Raw genomic sequence first — 15549 nt, 5'->3', positions numbered from 1 at the left:
CTATGAGTAGCGCAAAAATAAAAATGTAGCCTGGGTGAAGCGAAGCATAACCCGGGAATTCTGACTCTAGGTCTATGTTCTTTACCACATTACAACAAGCTGTACGTGGTTCACTCTCTATTATGACAAATTTAAAAAATCCGCTACTTGTTTATAATCATCAAAAACTGCCAGTGCTCCAGCAGCCTTAAGTGCGGCCTCTTCCTGTTGATGATAAATGTCTATTCCTACGGCGGTTACTTTAACACTTTTTGCCATTTCCATATCGATAAGTGAATCACCTATCATCAAAGTCGTAGCAGCAGCTCCGCTATATTCGGCAATAATTTCTTCCAACATTTGTGGACAAGGTTTTGCAGGTACTTGTCCCGCAGAACGGGTTACTTTAAATAGCTTATCAAGACCTGCTGCCTGTAATGCTCGAAACAAAGATTGATGCCCCTTGTTCGTTGCAACTGCCAGATTTATCCCTGCATCATGTAATTGAAAGATCAATTCACGTACGCCAGGCATCAAGCATACATCTGCAGACCGAGAATGCATAGCCAATTGCACCGATTGTAATAATTGTTGATGTTGTGGTTCTGTCAAATGAGGATAAGTCTTCTTCAAAGCCTGTACCAAACCCAAATCAACAAATTTTCTCGCTTGCTGGGGATCAAAATCACCAAATCCCAGCACATTCGCTTCGGTAGCAACAACATGTAACACTATCCCTAAAGTATCCGCAATAGTACCTTCCCAGTCAAATACTACCAAATCATATGGATTGCTCATTGCTCACTACGCTCCTCGCACGTAATTGTTTTAGTGCGGTAGAAAAATGGTTATCTGCATCAGCCTGAAACAAATGCTTCGTGCCATTCAATTCAAATTGCACGGATCGCGCATGTAAAAAAAGGCGATGATGCTGATTATCTATCCCTTCTACTTCTCCTGCAAGTGCCCCATATTTTTTATCTCCAACTATAACGTGTCCTAAATGTGCGCTATGTACACGAATCTGGTGTGTACGACCCGTTTTAGGACTAGCCTCAACCCAACATGCTTGCTGATAGTTTTCAAGAAGTTTAAATGCTGTTTCAGATGCCTTGCCGTCTTCTTTAACAGACACAATACGTTCACCTGATTTTAAAGTATTTTTTTCAAGTGCGGCTCGGACGATTACTTGTTTTTTGCCTTCCCAGCGATGAGTTAATAACGTCCAATAAGTTTTTTGCACCTCACGCGCCTCAAGCAGTGCATGCATTGCTCTCAAAGTACTTCTTTTCTTAGCTAATAAAAGACAACCCGAAGTGTCCTTATCAAGTCGATGGATCAACTCTAAATAAGTTAAATCTTGTCTGGTTTTTCTCAACGCTTCGATTACCCCAAGACTTAAACCACTTCCACCATGAACAGCAATACCCGCGGGCTTGTTAATTACTAAGAAACAGGAATCTTCAAAAATAATACAATCTTTTAGTCGTTTTGCTAAAGCATCACCTACAAATACCTCTTTTGACTCGGACAAGCGAATTGGTGGAATGCGAATGCTGTCTCCGGCGTGTAATCGTGAACTGACTTGTGCTCTTTTTTTATTAACACGGACCTCACCACCACGTATAATTCTGTAAATATGGCTCTTGGGAACGCCCTTTAAAATACGAATCAAGTAATTATCTAGACGTTGCCCTTCTTCTTCATTACTAATTTCTTTATAACTTACTTCATTCATTGTCAATAAACCTGTTTGCTGAGCGTGATTTTTTTGATATGATCACCTGTAGCGTGGGAAAATTTCCATGCAACCGAATTATAACGCATTTAAATAAAAAAAGCGTGACTATTTACTTTAAAGTATATGCCAATCATTGAGGAAGTTAGGCTTTGGCCGATCTAAATGAATGATTATTTGTTAAATAGAGTTACATAAAAAATAGCGCTTCCATTTAAGCATAAAGATATAAGGAAGCGACCCAATGCCAGAGATAAATTGACCATATTTTTGACAGAAACCTACGCATGCCAGACATGCTTTATACCGATTACGAATTATTTCCGGGCCTTCGCACGCCTTTGGCTATCTATTCCAACCCGTTTGATTTGTAACCAGTATATTTCACAGTATGCACCTCTCGTTAGATCTTTTTCGAAACTCGCTGAGCGCAGAACTAGAGTGTACCCATCAGTACATGAAAGTTCGCGCACCGGGCCAACAGCACAGTTGTCCTCTACACTAGCGGTTCAAAAAGAGTCTGTTGAACAGGGAGCATGCGTAAAGTCTGTTTATGAGGCCATGGGTTCGCTTAAAGATCACATCGCTTATTGTTCAATCCCAGGTGCTACTGACCTATTATCTACTTGCGGCAAAACACTCGGATTTTCAAACATTGCAACAAAGCATACTGTTGTGTGCCATAAAGCACAGAAAATCCAGACATCAGCCAAAAGTGTAGAAATAGCAGTAAATCCTATTGAACCTCTGAGGTATTTTGAGCCTTATACTATCTCAACTTAAATGATGGGCGCCCTAAATTATGGGGTAACCAGATGGAAAAAATGTTAATCAATGCAATGCAAACTGAAGAAGTTCGTGTTGCACTCATTAAAGACCGTTATTTATTTGACTTGGATATTGAATGTCCTGGTGAAGTGAAGAAAAAGGGGAATATTTATAAAGCAACCGTCACCAGACGAGAACCAAGCCTCGATGCTGTTTTTGTAGAATACGGCTCGAAACGCCAAGGTTTCCTGCCTCTTAAAGAAATCGCTCCTGAATATTTAAGCAAAAATCCTGAAGAATTTGGCGATGAAAAACCGCCAATCACTTCGTTAATCCGTGAAGGCCAGGAATTACTAGTCCAGGTAGATAAAGAAGAGCGTGGTAGTAAAGGCGCCGCACTGACTACTTATATTACGTTAGCAGGCTGCTATCTCGTTTTAATGCCTAATAATCCCCGCTCTGGTGGGATATCACGACGCATTGAAGGTGAAGAGCGTGATGAACTGCGCGAGACACTCAATGCATTGACTTTGCCCGAAGACATGGGACTTATTATCCGTACAGCGGGTGTTGGTAAAAGCCAAGAAGAATTACAAGATGACTTGGATATGCTGTGCAATCAATGGCAATCCATCAAGCAGGCTTATAACACAGAACTAGCTCCTTGTTTGATTCATCAAGAAGGTGATGTCATCATTCGTTCTATTCGTGATAATTTACGCAAATCCATCAGTGAAATTATCATAGATGACCAGATTTCTTACATTAAAGCCAAGCAATATATCGAGCGAGTAAAACCAGAATTCTTACCAAACTTGAAGCTCTATAACAGCAGTATCCCTTTATTCAATTTCTATCAAATTGAAAGTCAGATAGAAACTGCATACCAACGTCAAGTGATGTTGCCATCTGGAGGTGCTTTGGTGATTGATAGAACCGAAGCTCTGGTGTCAATTGATGTCAACTCAGCCAAAGCAACTGGCGGAGCAGATATTGAAGCAACAGCGTTCAATACCAATATTGAAGCAGCTGACGAAATTGCTCGTCAGTTACGACTACGTGATTTGGGCGGTTTAGTTGTAATCGATTTCATCGATATGAGCTCAAGTAAAAATCAACGAGATGTCGAAAATCGTCTGAAAGAAGCATTACAGGCAGATAGAGCACGCATTCAGGTTGGACGTATTTCCCGTTTTGGCCTGTTAGAAATGTCGCGTCAACGCTTGCGATTATCACTTGGTGAAAGTGCTCAAGAAGTATGTCCACGTTGTGAAGGACGAGGTACTGTTCGTAACATTCAATCTCATGGACTAGCCATTACGCGTCTTATTGAAGAAGAAGCCCTAAAGGAAAAGACCGCTGAAATCCAAGTCCAGCTTCCTGCAGAAATGGCAACCTTCATCATGAATGAAAAGCGCGATTTCATTAAAGACATTGAAAAAAGACACAGTGTATCCGTAATGATTATCGCTAATCCTTACATGCACTTACCACAGTACTCAATCAATCGTCTAAAAGAAGACAATGTAGGTAAATCGAAAAAGCCTAGTTATACTTTAATCCAACAACCAGAATTACATATTACTGGTAGTGACGCAGAAGGCTCTTTACGGGATGAACCCGCAGTCAAACCATTAATAGAACATCAGCCTATAAAAAGCACGCAAGCCAGCTTTATCAAACGCTTATGGTCAAGTTTATTTGGTGGACACACAGATTCCTCGGCTGTAGCACCACAAAGCCAATCTAAAAGAATGCCAGGACGTAATCAAAATCAGACAAGAACTTCGAAAGGTTCTAATTCTGGTGGTGACCGAAGACCACAAAATAGAAGACGTCGCCCCAGTGGTGGCCAGCAGCAACGAACAGGTACAGGTAATAATGCAACAGCCTCCAACCAGAATCGTAGAAAAACAGGCCAGCAGCAACAAGGAAATGTCAAAGCAGCGCCTAAGGGAGAAGGCAATAAAAAAAGAGAGACTGCTGTAAAAGAATAAATTGTAACGTGGATGAGGGGCTGCGTCCCATCATCCCCGAATGTGTTAGCTAGTTCGTTGGCAAAAATAGCTCAATAAAGCGTAGGCTAGGCTGCTAAGCCTGCACTTGCTTTGTTTGTCAACAAATTACCCTAACACATACAATCCGAATGCAATAAAAGATGACACAGCAAAAGTTCCCTAGTTACGACTTCCCTTCCATCTAGGCTATAATTCTAAAATTCGAGAAACATCCTTTTCTGTATGTTTACTCCTCGAATTAAGGATTTCCCTCACTCACTAACGAAAGTGAACTAACGCGATACAACAAGGAGAGTTTTAAATGATACCCGTAAAAGGCTATGCTGCTCATAGCGCAAAAGCACCACTCAAACCCTACTCATTTGAACGTCGTGAGGTTGAAAAAAATGACGTGCTCATTGATATCCATTATTGTGGTATTTGTCACTCAGATATTCATCAAATAAAAGATGAATGGGGTGGCTCCTTATTTCCAATGGTTCCAGGCCATGAAATTGTTGGTATAGTCAGCAAAGTAGGATCATCAGTCAGTAAGTTTAAAGTAGGTGACCACGTTGGTGTGGGTTGTTTTGTTAATTCGTGTCGACAATGCGAAAGTTGTCATGAAGGAATGGAACAGTTTTGCGAAGGTGGAATGACATTAACCTATAACAATCTGGATGCTAACGGTAATTTGGTTCAAGGTGGCTACTCGACCAAAATTGTTGTTGATGAAAATTATGTTCTGAAAATCCCAGAAAACTTACCTATGGATGCCGCAGCACCTCTGCTTTGTGCAGGAATAACCCTCTATTCCCCTTTAAGACATTGGCATATTGGTCCTGGAAAACGCGTGGGCATTTTAGGCTTGGGTGGACTTGGACACATGGGTGTCAAAATAGCGCATGCAATGGGAGCAGAGGTTACGGTGTTAAGCCACTCACTCAATAAAGAAGCTGATGGCAAACGTATGGGTGCCGATCATTTTTTTGCTACTTCAGATCCGCAAACATTCAAAAAATTAAACACTTATTTTGACCTCATTATCTGTACCGTTTCCGCCAAAATCGACTGGAATGAATACATCCAATTACTCAAACGTGATGGAACTATGGTTGTAGTTGGTATTCCAGAGGAAGCCATCCCAATTAATCCCTTTTCCATGATAAGTAAACGCAGAAGTCTGTCTGGATCATTAATTGGCGGCATTAAAGAAACTCAGGAAATGCTTGATTTCTGCGGCAAGCACAACATCGTGTCTGATATTGAATTAATTCCCATACAACAAGTTAATGAGGCTTATGAACGTGTTGTAAAAAGCGATGTACGCTATCGTTTTGTCATTGACATTGCCACTCTATAGTCTCTAAATTTGCCTCCGTCATCCCGAGCTACGTTCGGGATGACGAAGGCTCACCTACGCTGCAACTACGGTACCGAGTTAAGTGATCCGGTTCCAAATAAACTCAAAATTAAAAATGCCAGGAAAATAACGATAAACAAAAAGAAGAGCACTTTAGCAATGCCGGTTGCTGTGGACGCAATGCCGCGAAAACCAAATAATCCCGCAACAATGGCAACAACCAAAAAGATGAGCGCCCACTTTAACATGATGATCTCCTTATCTTAAGCGACATGCTTATCCTTTAATTATAGTCGAAAAAATAAGGGCAAAGAAAAACACCAAGCGTAGCCTGAGTGTAGAACTGAGGATTAAAAATCAGGTAAGCAATCGTAGGCTGGGCTGCTAAGCCCAGCGCATAACAACGAGCCCAAAGCTTCTTTTGCATAGAAACACGCTATAAAATTGGGCTTAGCGAGTACAATTAATGCAAACGCTGGACTTAACAGCCCAGCCTACTTATGGCAACGCTTACAACCCTGTCGCAATAGGATTAACACCAATATTGGGATTGATACCGCAATCATCGAGAATTTTCAGTAAATTATTACCTTTTTTGGTTAATCGTTTGATGCAGTACTCTTCAAGGTAACTTTTTAAAATATACTCATAATCAGGTAAAGTGAGAATTCGGAGTATTTTCTCCGCCATTTCCAAATGCCGTTTGTTTTCATAATTACAGGCCTGATATAAAACACCACCTAACATTGCCGCAATACTGGCTTTACGAACAGGATTGGCCAAATAAAAACGCTGGATGCATTCATCTATGGCACGTTCCTTATCCCAGGATACCCATTCATTATAAAAGAACATCGCGGGATCGGGATTTAAAAAATTGTTTTTTTCCAATTCTTGAATGGCATAAGCAACTGCTATAATCGCTTGTATATTGGCCCAAGAGCAATTGCCACTAATTTGCGAACTAATTGGCATTTTTGCAACGGGAATCAATCCTAATTGTTGATTAATCACCTGATGAAAATAACGTCTTGGTTGTTTTTTATAAAGAAAATTTTGTAGAAAACTCGCATTCAAAGCTTCAGGATTATTTATTTTATAGATATTAACACTGCCCTCTTGTAAGCTGTTTTCACCCCGATCAATTTTAGCCCACCATAAACCAAAGCGGATAAATCCCATGGCATGACCGCGACTGGCTGCCGGAAGAATCAGCATTGGGGCCTTTAAACATTCATTGAGACGTCTAAAGTGTTGTTCCCCTAAAATAGGCACATGTTGATATTGTAACAGTTCTTCCGCAAGTACAAACGCATCGATAATCACATGCGCCAATGGAAAATAATCGCGTAAATGACGTGTTGAATAGCTGCTGATAAAACGTCTAAGCGCATCTCTTATCACAGCAACAGTAAATTCAAGGATAAACCCTTCATAATCCAGTTCAATAAATTCACCCTTGGCATTAACAATATCGACATCTCCTTGTAATTCAAAACGATGCCCAATGAGTTTGCCATTAATAAAATCAAGAGCAAAATCAAGCTTCGCTCCATAGCGATAGAGTAAATGTTTGAGAGGTTCTTGATTGCGTAATACAGGATAAACCAATATCGAAAGTCCATTACGTGTATAAGCATTAGGGTCTGCGCCACTATTTAATAATAATTCTGCCAACTCGACATCATTATTATCTACGGCCCAATGCAGGGGAGTACGTCCGGTCACATCGCCTTTATTTACGTCGACTTTACGCACAATTAATTGTTCAGCAATTTCGAGTTGACGTGTGATAGCGCACTCGATTAAGGGTGTAAAACCGTATTCATCAATGTCATCCAACGATTCTCCTGCTCGAAGATAAGCTTCAAAATCAGGCATTCGATGGCTGATTATGTCACTTGCAATTGTCATTAGGGACCTCTAGGTTTAGGCGTATTAGTGAATTTCGGCATATTACCTAAGCGCAGTTGCTTTTCTTGTTCCTGATTACGTCGTTCATTATCGTATTCACGTCGCGCATCAGTATTTAAAGGAGGTTCTGGATTTAAAGGAGAATCAATACCATCAAAACGCTGACTATCTAAAGCAGGATGTTGTAAAATGCTATTTTGTAACTCACCTTCAAGACCAGGTTGAGACTCCTGATTAGAGTGCTCACGTGCCTTCACGAGTGCTATCCGTCGTTCACCTTGCTGTTCGGCAAGCCGTCTTTGTCGTTCCATGTCTTTAGTTTCAACAACTAAAAAAGAAGTGCTTTGTTCTGCGCGCGTCAGTACGGGAAGATTCGATACCTTTTTTAGCAAAACATATACAGCACCAACACCACCATCACTAGGCTTCGCGCTATGAAAAGCAGCCACCTCTCCAATTTGCGGCAACCAGTGATTAATTAAATTCTTTAGTAGTGGAGGAGCATTGGTAGCACCTTGTGTACCGTGAACAATAAGCAAAGAATATTTGTTCTTCTTCACCTGTTTTTGAATAAATCCCAACAAAGCCTGACGAGCATCCTCTGGCATTAAATTAGAGAGATCCAGTTTTGCTTCCCAAGAAATTTGTCCTGTTTTTAATTCGTGAAACTGCTTACCAGAAACATAGGGAGTAACATAGGACAAAACACTGCTAGCAAGAACCGGCTCTTCAATATCATCAGTCAAATAATATTCATTTAGCATATTTTAAAAATCCAATCGTGTTAATCAAAGTATAACTTAGGTTGTAAAAAGTAGGAGGATTTTTTTAAAGTTCTGCTTATTGTTTAAAAACTATGACTTATTGTAGCCTGAGCGCAACGCAGCGGAACCCAGGAATGAGGCATAAATAATAACCCCGGGTTACGCTACGCTGCACCCAGGCTACAATAATTACAATAACATCAATATATTACAAAAACTCTCTTTGCAAAATTTCAGCAATTTGTACTGCATTCGATGCCGCACCTTTACGAATATTATCTGCAACGACCCACAAATTTAATCCATTAGGATGGGAAATATCTTGGCGAATTCGCCCCACAAATACATCATCATGTCCTACAGCATTTTTTATAGCAGTTGGATAACTGGCCTTGCTCACATTATCAACAACCTTTACTCCCGGAGCTTTAGAAAGAATTTTACGCGCTTCGTCTGCAGTTAACGGTTTTTTTAATTCCAAATGAATGGCTTCAGAATGACCATAAATGACAGGTACTCTCACTGCTGTAGGGTTGACCATAATGTGGTCGTCTTCCATGATTTTACGTGTTTCCCAGACCATTTTCATTTCTTCGCGGGTATACCCATTCTCTTCAAACTGATCAATATGTGGGATCGCATTAAACGCTATCTGTTGGGGATACACATTAACATTAGCAGGTCGGCCATTCAAAAGATCCCCTACTTGCGCCACAAGTTCACTAATGGCTTTCTTTCCAGTACCTGAAACAGATTGATACGTTGCCACATTAATTCGCGCAATTCCTACTGCATCATATATAGGCTTTAGCGCAACAACCATCTGAATCGTCGAGCAATTAGGATTGGCAATAATGCCTCTATTTTTATAGTCAGCAATACGGTGAGGATTGACTTCAGGAACAACTAAAGGGATGTCTTCTTCATAGCGGAAACAAGAACTATTATCGACAACCACACATCCACTGGCAGCCGCCTTGGGGGCATATTCTTTAGATACAGAACCACCTGCTGAGAATAAAGCGATGTCTACTTTGCTAAAATCAAACTCGGCCAGATCTAAAACATCCAATTGCTTATTTCTGAATCGCACCGTTTTACCAACAGAGCGAGAACTAGCTAATGGATAAAGATTTTTTATAGGAAAATCTCGTTCTTCCAACACGGTTAGAAACGTTTCACCTACGGCCCCAGTGGCACCAACTATGGCTACATTTAATTCTCTGCTCATTCTCAACCTCATCTAAATTCCATCATCATCTATTCCCTATTGGGAAAAGGAAAAATCCCCTCTCGCTGCGGGAGAGGGCTAGGGAAAGGATGTTTTATTACATCGTTTACCCTCATCCGCCCTTCGGGCACCTTCTCCCTAGGGAAGAAGGGATTATTTACGCTCTTATTATGGAAAAGAACTTATCGCTTTATTTCTCAAATAGTGATCCATCAACACCAAAGCCATCATTGCTTCCGCTATAGGCACAGCCCTAATTCCTACACAAGGGTCATGACGTCCCTTAGTTACGACCGTCACTTCATCCCCAGAAGTATTAAGCGTCTTACCTGGAGTAATAATGCTCGAAGTAGGCTTTAATGCGATACTCACTTCTATATTTTGTCCTGTGGAAATACCACCCAAAATACCACCCGCATGATTACTCAGAAATCCCTGACGTGACATTTGATCTCTATGTACAGAACCCAACTGATTCACCGCAGCAAATCCCGCACCAACCTCAACACCTTTAACAGCATTAATGGACATCATAGCATAAGCTAAAGTAGCATCCAGTCTATCAAATACGGGGTCGCCTAATCCTACAGGCACATTTTTCGCAATCACCTTAACCCGAGCGCCCACAGAGTCCCCTTGGCGTCTTAAGCGTTCAATTGCATCAGCAAGATCCTGAGTTTGAGTCATGTTAGGGCAGAAAAAAGGATTATTATTAATCTCTGCCTCATCAACAAAGTCCAAAATCAAATCGCCCATCTGCTGCAAATAACCCACTATTTCCAAGTTTAAATGACGCTGCAAATACAAACGCGCAATCGCGCCAGCTGCTACACGTGCTGCTGTTTCTCGGGCCGAAGAACGACCGCCACCACGATAATCTCTATGCCCATATTTATGATGATAGGTAAAATCTGCATGACCTGGACGAAATAAATTTTTGATTTCTTCATAATCCCTCGAGCGTTGATCGGTATTATGAATCAATAAGGCAATCGGTGCCCCCGTCGTTTTACTTTCAAATACGCCAGATAGAATTTGTACCTTGTCTTCTTCTCTGCGTTGTGTTGTGTATTTAGATTGTCCAGGCTTACGTTTATCCAGAAATGGTTGAATATCCTCTTCCTGCAACATCAATCCAGGAGGACAGCCATCTACCACGCAGCCAATAGCCGGGCCATGGCTTTCACCAAATGTGGTTACCGTAAATAAAGTTCCCAATGTGTTACCGGACATTAAAGTACTCGTCTAGCTGCTGCTTCGTTAATAAAAATATACCTTGTCCACCATGGCTCATCTCAAGCCAGGTGAAGGGAAGATCGGGATAAGCCTCACATAAAGCCTCTTCACTGTTCCCTACTTCCACAATCAAAACACCTTCTTCGCTTAAATAGTCAGACGCATTCTGGAGAATTGTTTTAACAATAGCTAATCCATTATTGCCGGTTTCCAAAGCTAAAACAGGCTCATGCCGGAACTCATCAGGTAGAGTCTGCATCTCTTCCTTACCCACATAGGGCGGATTGCTGACAATTAAATCATAGCCTACCTTTGGCACTTTGGAGAAACAATCCGACTCAATTAAAGTAAGTTGCTCTTCAACACCCAACTCTTCGCGATTCATCGCAGCAACAGCAAGTGCTTCACTGGAAATATCAACTGCATCGACCTGTGCCTCAGGAAAAGCATAACAACAAGCAATTGCAATGCATCCACTTCCCGTACACAAATCCAAAATACGGTGCACCTTATCCGCCTCGACCCAAGGAGAAAATTCATTTTTTATCAGCTCCGCGATAGGTGAGCGCGGAATAAGAACCCGTTCATCCACATAAAATGGAATATCACAGAAATAAGCTTCTTTGATTAGATAAGGCACTGGTACGCGATGATTAATGCGCTTTTCCAATTGTTGATATAAATATTTTTTTTCACTTGTAGTGAGACGTGCGTTAAGCCAATTTGCATCTAGATCATAGGGCAAAGACAAGCTTCTCAAGATTAATGAATGCATATCATCCCAAGCATTATCGGTGCCATGGCCATAATATAAATTCGCATGAGTTGCGCAAGAGACGCTAAAACGTAAAAAATCTAAAATCGTGACTAATTCTTCCGTTTCCTTAAGTATATAGTTGCTCATGGGGCTTCAATTCTCATCCAGAAAAAGTACAAATTGTACCCTATGTTAATCAACAAAAGTAGCCTATTGAGTAACCAGGTGCATGGAGCTCCCCCACTACGCTCCGGATTGCATGTGTTATTGGTTGCCAAGCTCAATAGGCTGGGCTGCTAAGCCCAGCATGTAACCAAACCAATATTTCTTTCTAAGTAGATGGATAAACACTTGATAACTGAGCTTACCGTGCAGGTTTGATGATGGACATTTTGGGGAGAAAGAATTAATGCTACAAATGCCAGGCTTAACAGCCCAGCATACGCGGCCACAACGAAACTATATCAAAATACTGCGCAGCCTGGGGTGCAGCGTAGCGTAACCCGGGTTATACTTTAGTTATCACTTAATTATTTTAGTAAAATATGGCTGACGATTTTTTGTCGGATGAAGACAAAGCCCTGTTTCGCGAATCCATGCGCTCTGTAAAACCGTTGACTCAACAAGCAAAAAAGGTCAAGGTGTCGCAACCTAAGCCTGCAATTCCTAAAAAAAAACCACCACAACCAACACAAGAAAAAAAGACATATTATTTATCTGATATGATTGTCGATACAGTTCTTTCCGAAACAATCCTGTCCTATATGCATCCCAGCCTTTCCAACCAAAGGTTTAAAGCATTAAGAACAGGCCAAATCCCCTGGGAAGCCCGCTTGGATTTACATGGTTTAAAAAGTGAAAATGCGCGCGATACCTTGTGTCAATTTATTCAAACGCAAGCGGAAAATGACAAAAGATGCATCTTAATCATTCACGGTAAAGGCGGTTATCTTGGTGCGCCACCCGTCATTAAAAATTTGCTAAATCGCTGGTTACCCCAGTTAGACGAGGTCTTGGCTTTTCACAGTGCACTTCCCAAAGATGGGGGAAGTGGCGCAGTCTATGTCCTGCTTAAAAGAAAAAGATAGGCACTGCACCCAGACTACATTTAAATGGTTCCCTTACTTGCGTTAAGACCTCATTCTGGCGATAATTCGCTACATTAATAAAATATCAAGAGAGAACATGGAACATTTAGGTCAATTCATCATAAATCATTGGCAGCTATGGCTCGCCTTTATCGTGATTTTATTCTTAGTCTTTATCAACGAGCTCATCACACAAAAAAAGAAGGCCAAGGAACTCACGCCGCAAGTTGCTGTCGATTTAATCAATAATGAAAATGCGGTGGTCATTGATTTGCGTGACAAAGAAGCCTATACCAAAGGTCACATTATTGACTCAATCCATGCGAAAAGCGAGGATTTTGAACAACAGAAAATGGATAAGTATAAAAATAAACCCCTTATTCTGATCGCTACACGCCCTTTTGATGCTCAGTCTCTTGCCAACAAAATTCGTGCTCAAGGGTACCAAGCCCATGTACTGAGTGGCGGGATTGCTGCTTGGCAAAATGCCGAGTTACCCTTAGTTAAAGGAAAGTAAGATTATGGCTGAAGTCATCATGTACAGTACTGCTTATTGCCCTTACTGTGTCAGAGCCAAAGAGTTATTACAGCAAAAGCACGCTTCATTTACCGAGATTCGTGTGGATGTACAGCCCGAATTACGTGATGAAATGATAAGCAAAAGTGGCAGACGTACCGTGCCACAAATTTTCATTAATGGCCAACATATTGGTGGCTGCGATGATTTATATGCCCTGGACGCCCAGGGGAAACTCGATACATTACTAAGAGGATAACAAAGTCATGAACGAACAAGAAAACCAGGCGCAACAAAATCAAAATGAAACCCAATTTATGATTCAAAGGATTTATGTTAAAGATTTATCTTTTGAAACCCCTAATACTCCTGCTGTATTCCAACAACAATGGGAACCTGAACTGAATCTTGAACTCAATACCGCCAATACCAAACTGGAGGAAGGTGTTTTTGAAGTGGTATTAACGGTTACGGCAACAGTATCCAATAAGAAAGCTACGGCATTTCTTGTTGAAGTAAAACAAGCAGGTATTTTTACCATCCAAGGCGCTCCAGAGAATCAACTGGATCACTTATTAAATAGTTTCTGCCCCAATATTTTATTCCCTTATGCTCGTGAAGCAATTACATCACAAGTAATTCGTGGCAGCTTCCCACAACTGGTACTGGCACCTATTAATTTTGATGCACTATACATGCAACAAGTTGCAGAAAAACAAAAAGAAACCCAAGCTTAAAAATTTACATTGAAGCGTACAAAAATAGCTTAATAAACGTAGGCTGGGCTGCTAAGCCCAGCACGCAACGACGCGCCAAAGTATTTTTCCTTAGGAGCATATGAAAAAGATACTTGCTAATTAGGCTTACATTAATGGGTTTCATGATAGCATTTCGAAAGTACGAATTAATTCTGCAAACGCTGGGCTTAACAGCCCCAGCCTACCTTGCTTAAATAACGTGTCGTTCCCGCGTAGGCGGGAATCCATTCCTAAATTGGCTTTGGCCTCGCTTTAGGGTTGGATCCCGCCTTCGCGGGGATGACAATTTACGTGCAAGGCTTTAACTTTAACTTAATAGGACACGGCTTCGAGCTTCATTTAACTCTAGTTAAGAATATAAAAATGAACCAAACAACCATTGCTATATTAGGTGCCGGCTCTTGGGGCACTGCCGTTGCAATTCACCTGGCTAAGGCAGGGCATCATGTTTTGTTGTGGGGACATGATCCTCAACATATTGCGCTGATGAAAGAAAAAAAAGCAAACCCACGCTTTTTACCAGGCATCAATTTTCCTGATACTTTGGAGGTTTCAGCTGATTTCGATCACTGCATCAACGCAGCCCAATACGTCATTGTTGCGGTTCCTTCCCATGCATTTGCGGAAATTATTACAAAAATAAAAAAACCACCCCAAGGTTTAGCTTGGCTGACTAAAGGCATCGATCCACAAAGCCATCAATTATTAAGTGATCTAGTAAGTCAAACTTTTGGCCCTTCCTTTCCGCAAGCAATTATTTCAGGCCCATCGTTTGCTAAAGAAGTCGCTCATTTTTTACCTACGGCGATGACTTTGGCTTCCAATGATCCGCAATATCAAAAAAACATTCGCGAATTACTTCATCACGACAATGTGCGTGTTTATATGAGTGACGATCTGATTGGCATCCAGGTTTGTGGTGCGATTAAAAACGTCTTGGCTATAGGCTGTGGGATCAGTGATGGTTTGGGTTATGGCGCGAATGCCAAAGCAGCATTAATAACACGTGGCTTAGCAGAAATGGAGCGACTGGGGCTTGCATTGGGCGCACGCGCAGAGACTTTTCTTGGATTAGCTGGCGTTGGTGATTTGGTGTTGACCTGTACCGATGATCAATCACGAAATCGTCGCTTTGGTTTGCTTGTAGGACAAAATATCAGCATCACCGATGCTGAAAAGCAAATTGGCCAAGTTGTAGAAGGCAAATACAATGCCTCACAAGTTTGCTTCATCGCCAAACAACACCAAGTCGAAATGCCCATCTGTGAGCAGATTAATGCACTGTTACAAGGTAAAATCAGTGCAAAACAAGTGGTACAAAATCTAATGAGTAGACCGCCAAAGGATGAATGATCTCCCCCGGTTACGGCTCCGCTCAAGCGATACAACGTAACATGTAGCCTGGGTGCAGCGCAGCAGCGGAACCCGGGATATGGGAG

At 41.4% G+C, this 15549-nt stretch carries 15 protein-coding genes; 7 read left to right on the top strand and 8 right to left on the bottom strand.

The features are described from left to right. Positions 1 to 120: 120 nt before the first annotated feature. Positions 121 to 777 (bottom strand): HAD family hydrolase, encoded by a 657-nt coding sequence (locus Lste_RS15365; protein ID WP_058511880.1) that lies wholly within the window; start codon positions 775 to 777, stop codon positions 121 to 123. Further along, positions 761 to 1717, bottom strand: coding sequence for an RluA family pseudouridine synthase (locus tag Lste_RS15360; protein ID WP_058511879.1), 957 nt, complete (start codon positions 1715 to 1717; stop codon positions 761 to 763). The genes Lste_RS15365 and Lste_RS15360 overlap by 17 nt, the downstream gene beginning before the upstream one ends. Before the next feature lie 815 nt (positions 1718 to 2532). On the opposite strand from Lste_RS15360, the gene Lste_RS15350 reads away from it, so the two are divergent. Together Lste_RS15350 and Lste_RS15345 are read left to right on the top strand one after the other, a co-directional pair. Further along, positions 2533 to 4482, top strand: coding sequence for an Rne/Rng family ribonuclease (locus Lste_RS15350; RefSeq protein WP_058511877.1), 1950 nt, complete (start codon positions 2533 to 2535; stop codon positions 4480 to 4482). Positions 4483 to 4804: 322 nt separating this feature from the next. After that, positions 4805 to 5845 carry an NAD(P)-dependent alcohol dehydrogenase gene (locus tag Lste_RS15345; protein WP_058511876.1) on the top strand — a complete coding sequence of 347 codons (1041 nt, stop codon included), beginning with the start codon at positions 4805 to 4807 and terminating at the stop codon, positions 5843 to 5845. Positions 5846 to 5910: 65 nt separating this feature from the next. Here the strand turns inward: Lste_RS15345 and Lste_RS15340 are convergent, their stop codons facing one another. The 6 genes from Lste_RS15340 to prmB all read right to left on the bottom strand — a co-directional run bounded on the left by Lste_RS15340 (position 5911) and on the right by prmB (position 11894). Beyond that, positions 5911 to 6093 (bottom strand): DUF1328 domain-containing protein, encoded by a 183-nt coding sequence (locus tag Lste_RS15340; protein ID WP_058511875.1) that lies wholly within the window; start codon positions 6091 to 6093, stop codon positions 5911 to 5913. 262 nt (positions 6094 to 6355) lie between these two features. Next, positions 6356 to 7759 carry a Dot/Icm T4SS effector AnkH/LegA3 gene (gene ankH, locus Lste_RS15335; RefSeq protein WP_058511874.1) on the bottom strand — a complete coding sequence of 468 codons (1404 nt, stop codon included), beginning with the start codon at positions 7757 to 7759 and terminating at the stop codon, positions 6356 to 6358. Continuing rightward, positions 7759 to 8523 (bottom strand): Smr/MutS family protein, encoded by a 765-nt coding sequence (locus Lste_RS15330; RefSeq protein WP_058511873.1) that lies wholly within the window; start codon positions 8521 to 8523, stop codon positions 7759 to 7761. Before Lste_RS15330 ends, ankH begins: the two co-directional genes overlap by 1 nt. A gap of 208 nt (positions 8524 to 8731) precedes the next feature. Then, positions 8732 to 9754 (bottom strand): aspartate-semialdehyde dehydrogenase, encoded by a 1023-nt coding sequence (locus tag Lste_RS15325; RefSeq protein ID WP_058511872.1) that lies wholly within the window; start codon positions 9752 to 9754, stop codon positions 8732 to 8734. A gap of 168 nt (positions 9755 to 9922) precedes the next feature. Beyond that, positions 9923 to 10987, bottom strand: a complete 1065-nt coding sequence (aroC, locus tag Lste_RS15320; RefSeq protein ID WP_058511871.1) for a chorismate synthase — start codon at positions 10985 to 10987, stop codon at positions 9923 to 9925. After that, positions 10977 to 11894 (bottom strand): 50S ribosomal protein L3 N(5)-glutamine methyltransferase, encoded by a 918-nt coding sequence (prmB, locus tag Lste_RS15315; protein WP_058511870.1) that lies wholly within the window; start codon positions 11892 to 11894, stop codon positions 10977 to 10979. Before prmB ends, aroC begins: the two co-directional genes overlap by 11 nt. 398 nt (positions 11895 to 12292) lie before the next feature. On the opposite strand from prmB, the gene Lste_RS15310 reads away from it, so the two are divergent. From Lste_RS15310 to Lste_RS15290, 5 genes are all read left to right on the top strand, one after another. Beyond that, the gene (locus Lste_RS15310) at positions 12293 to 12835 is read left to right on the top strand and encodes a Smr/MutS family protein (RefSeq protein ID WP_058511869.1); all 543 of its coding nucleotides are present in this window, start codon (positions 12293 to 12295) and stop codon (positions 12833 to 12835) included. 97 nt (positions 12836 to 12932) lie between these two features. Then, positions 12933 to 13352, top strand: a complete 420-nt coding sequence (locus tag Lste_RS15305; protein WP_058511868.1) for a rhodanese-like domain-containing protein — start codon at positions 12933 to 12935, stop codon at positions 13350 to 13352. 4 nt (positions 13353 to 13356) lie between these two features. Continuing rightward, entirely contained in the window at positions 13357 to 13611 is a 255-nt protein-coding gene (grxC, locus tag Lste_RS15300; RefSeq protein WP_058511867.1) for a glutaredoxin 3, read from the top strand. A 7-nt stretch (positions 13612 to 13618) separates the two neighbouring features. Then, entirely contained in the window at positions 13619 to 14089 is a 471-nt protein-coding gene (gene secB / locus Lste_RS15295; protein WP_058511866.1) for a protein-export chaperone SecB, read from the top strand. A 384-nt stretch (positions 14090 to 14473) separates the two neighbouring features. After that, a complete protein-coding gene (locus Lste_RS15290; RefSeq protein WP_058511865.1) occupies positions 14474 to 15463 on the top strand; it encodes an NAD(P)H-dependent glycerol-3-phosphate dehydrogenase in 990 nt (329 codons plus the stop codon). Positions 15464 to 15549 lie beyond the last annotated feature (86 nt).

Source organism: Legionella steelei (assembly GCF_001468005.1).
Lineage (GTDB): Bacteria > Pseudomonadota > Gammaproteobacteria > Legionellales > Legionellaceae > Legionella > Legionella steelei.
Note: the sequence above shows the minus strand (reverse complement) of the source record. Positions and strands in the feature narration are given on the sequence as shown.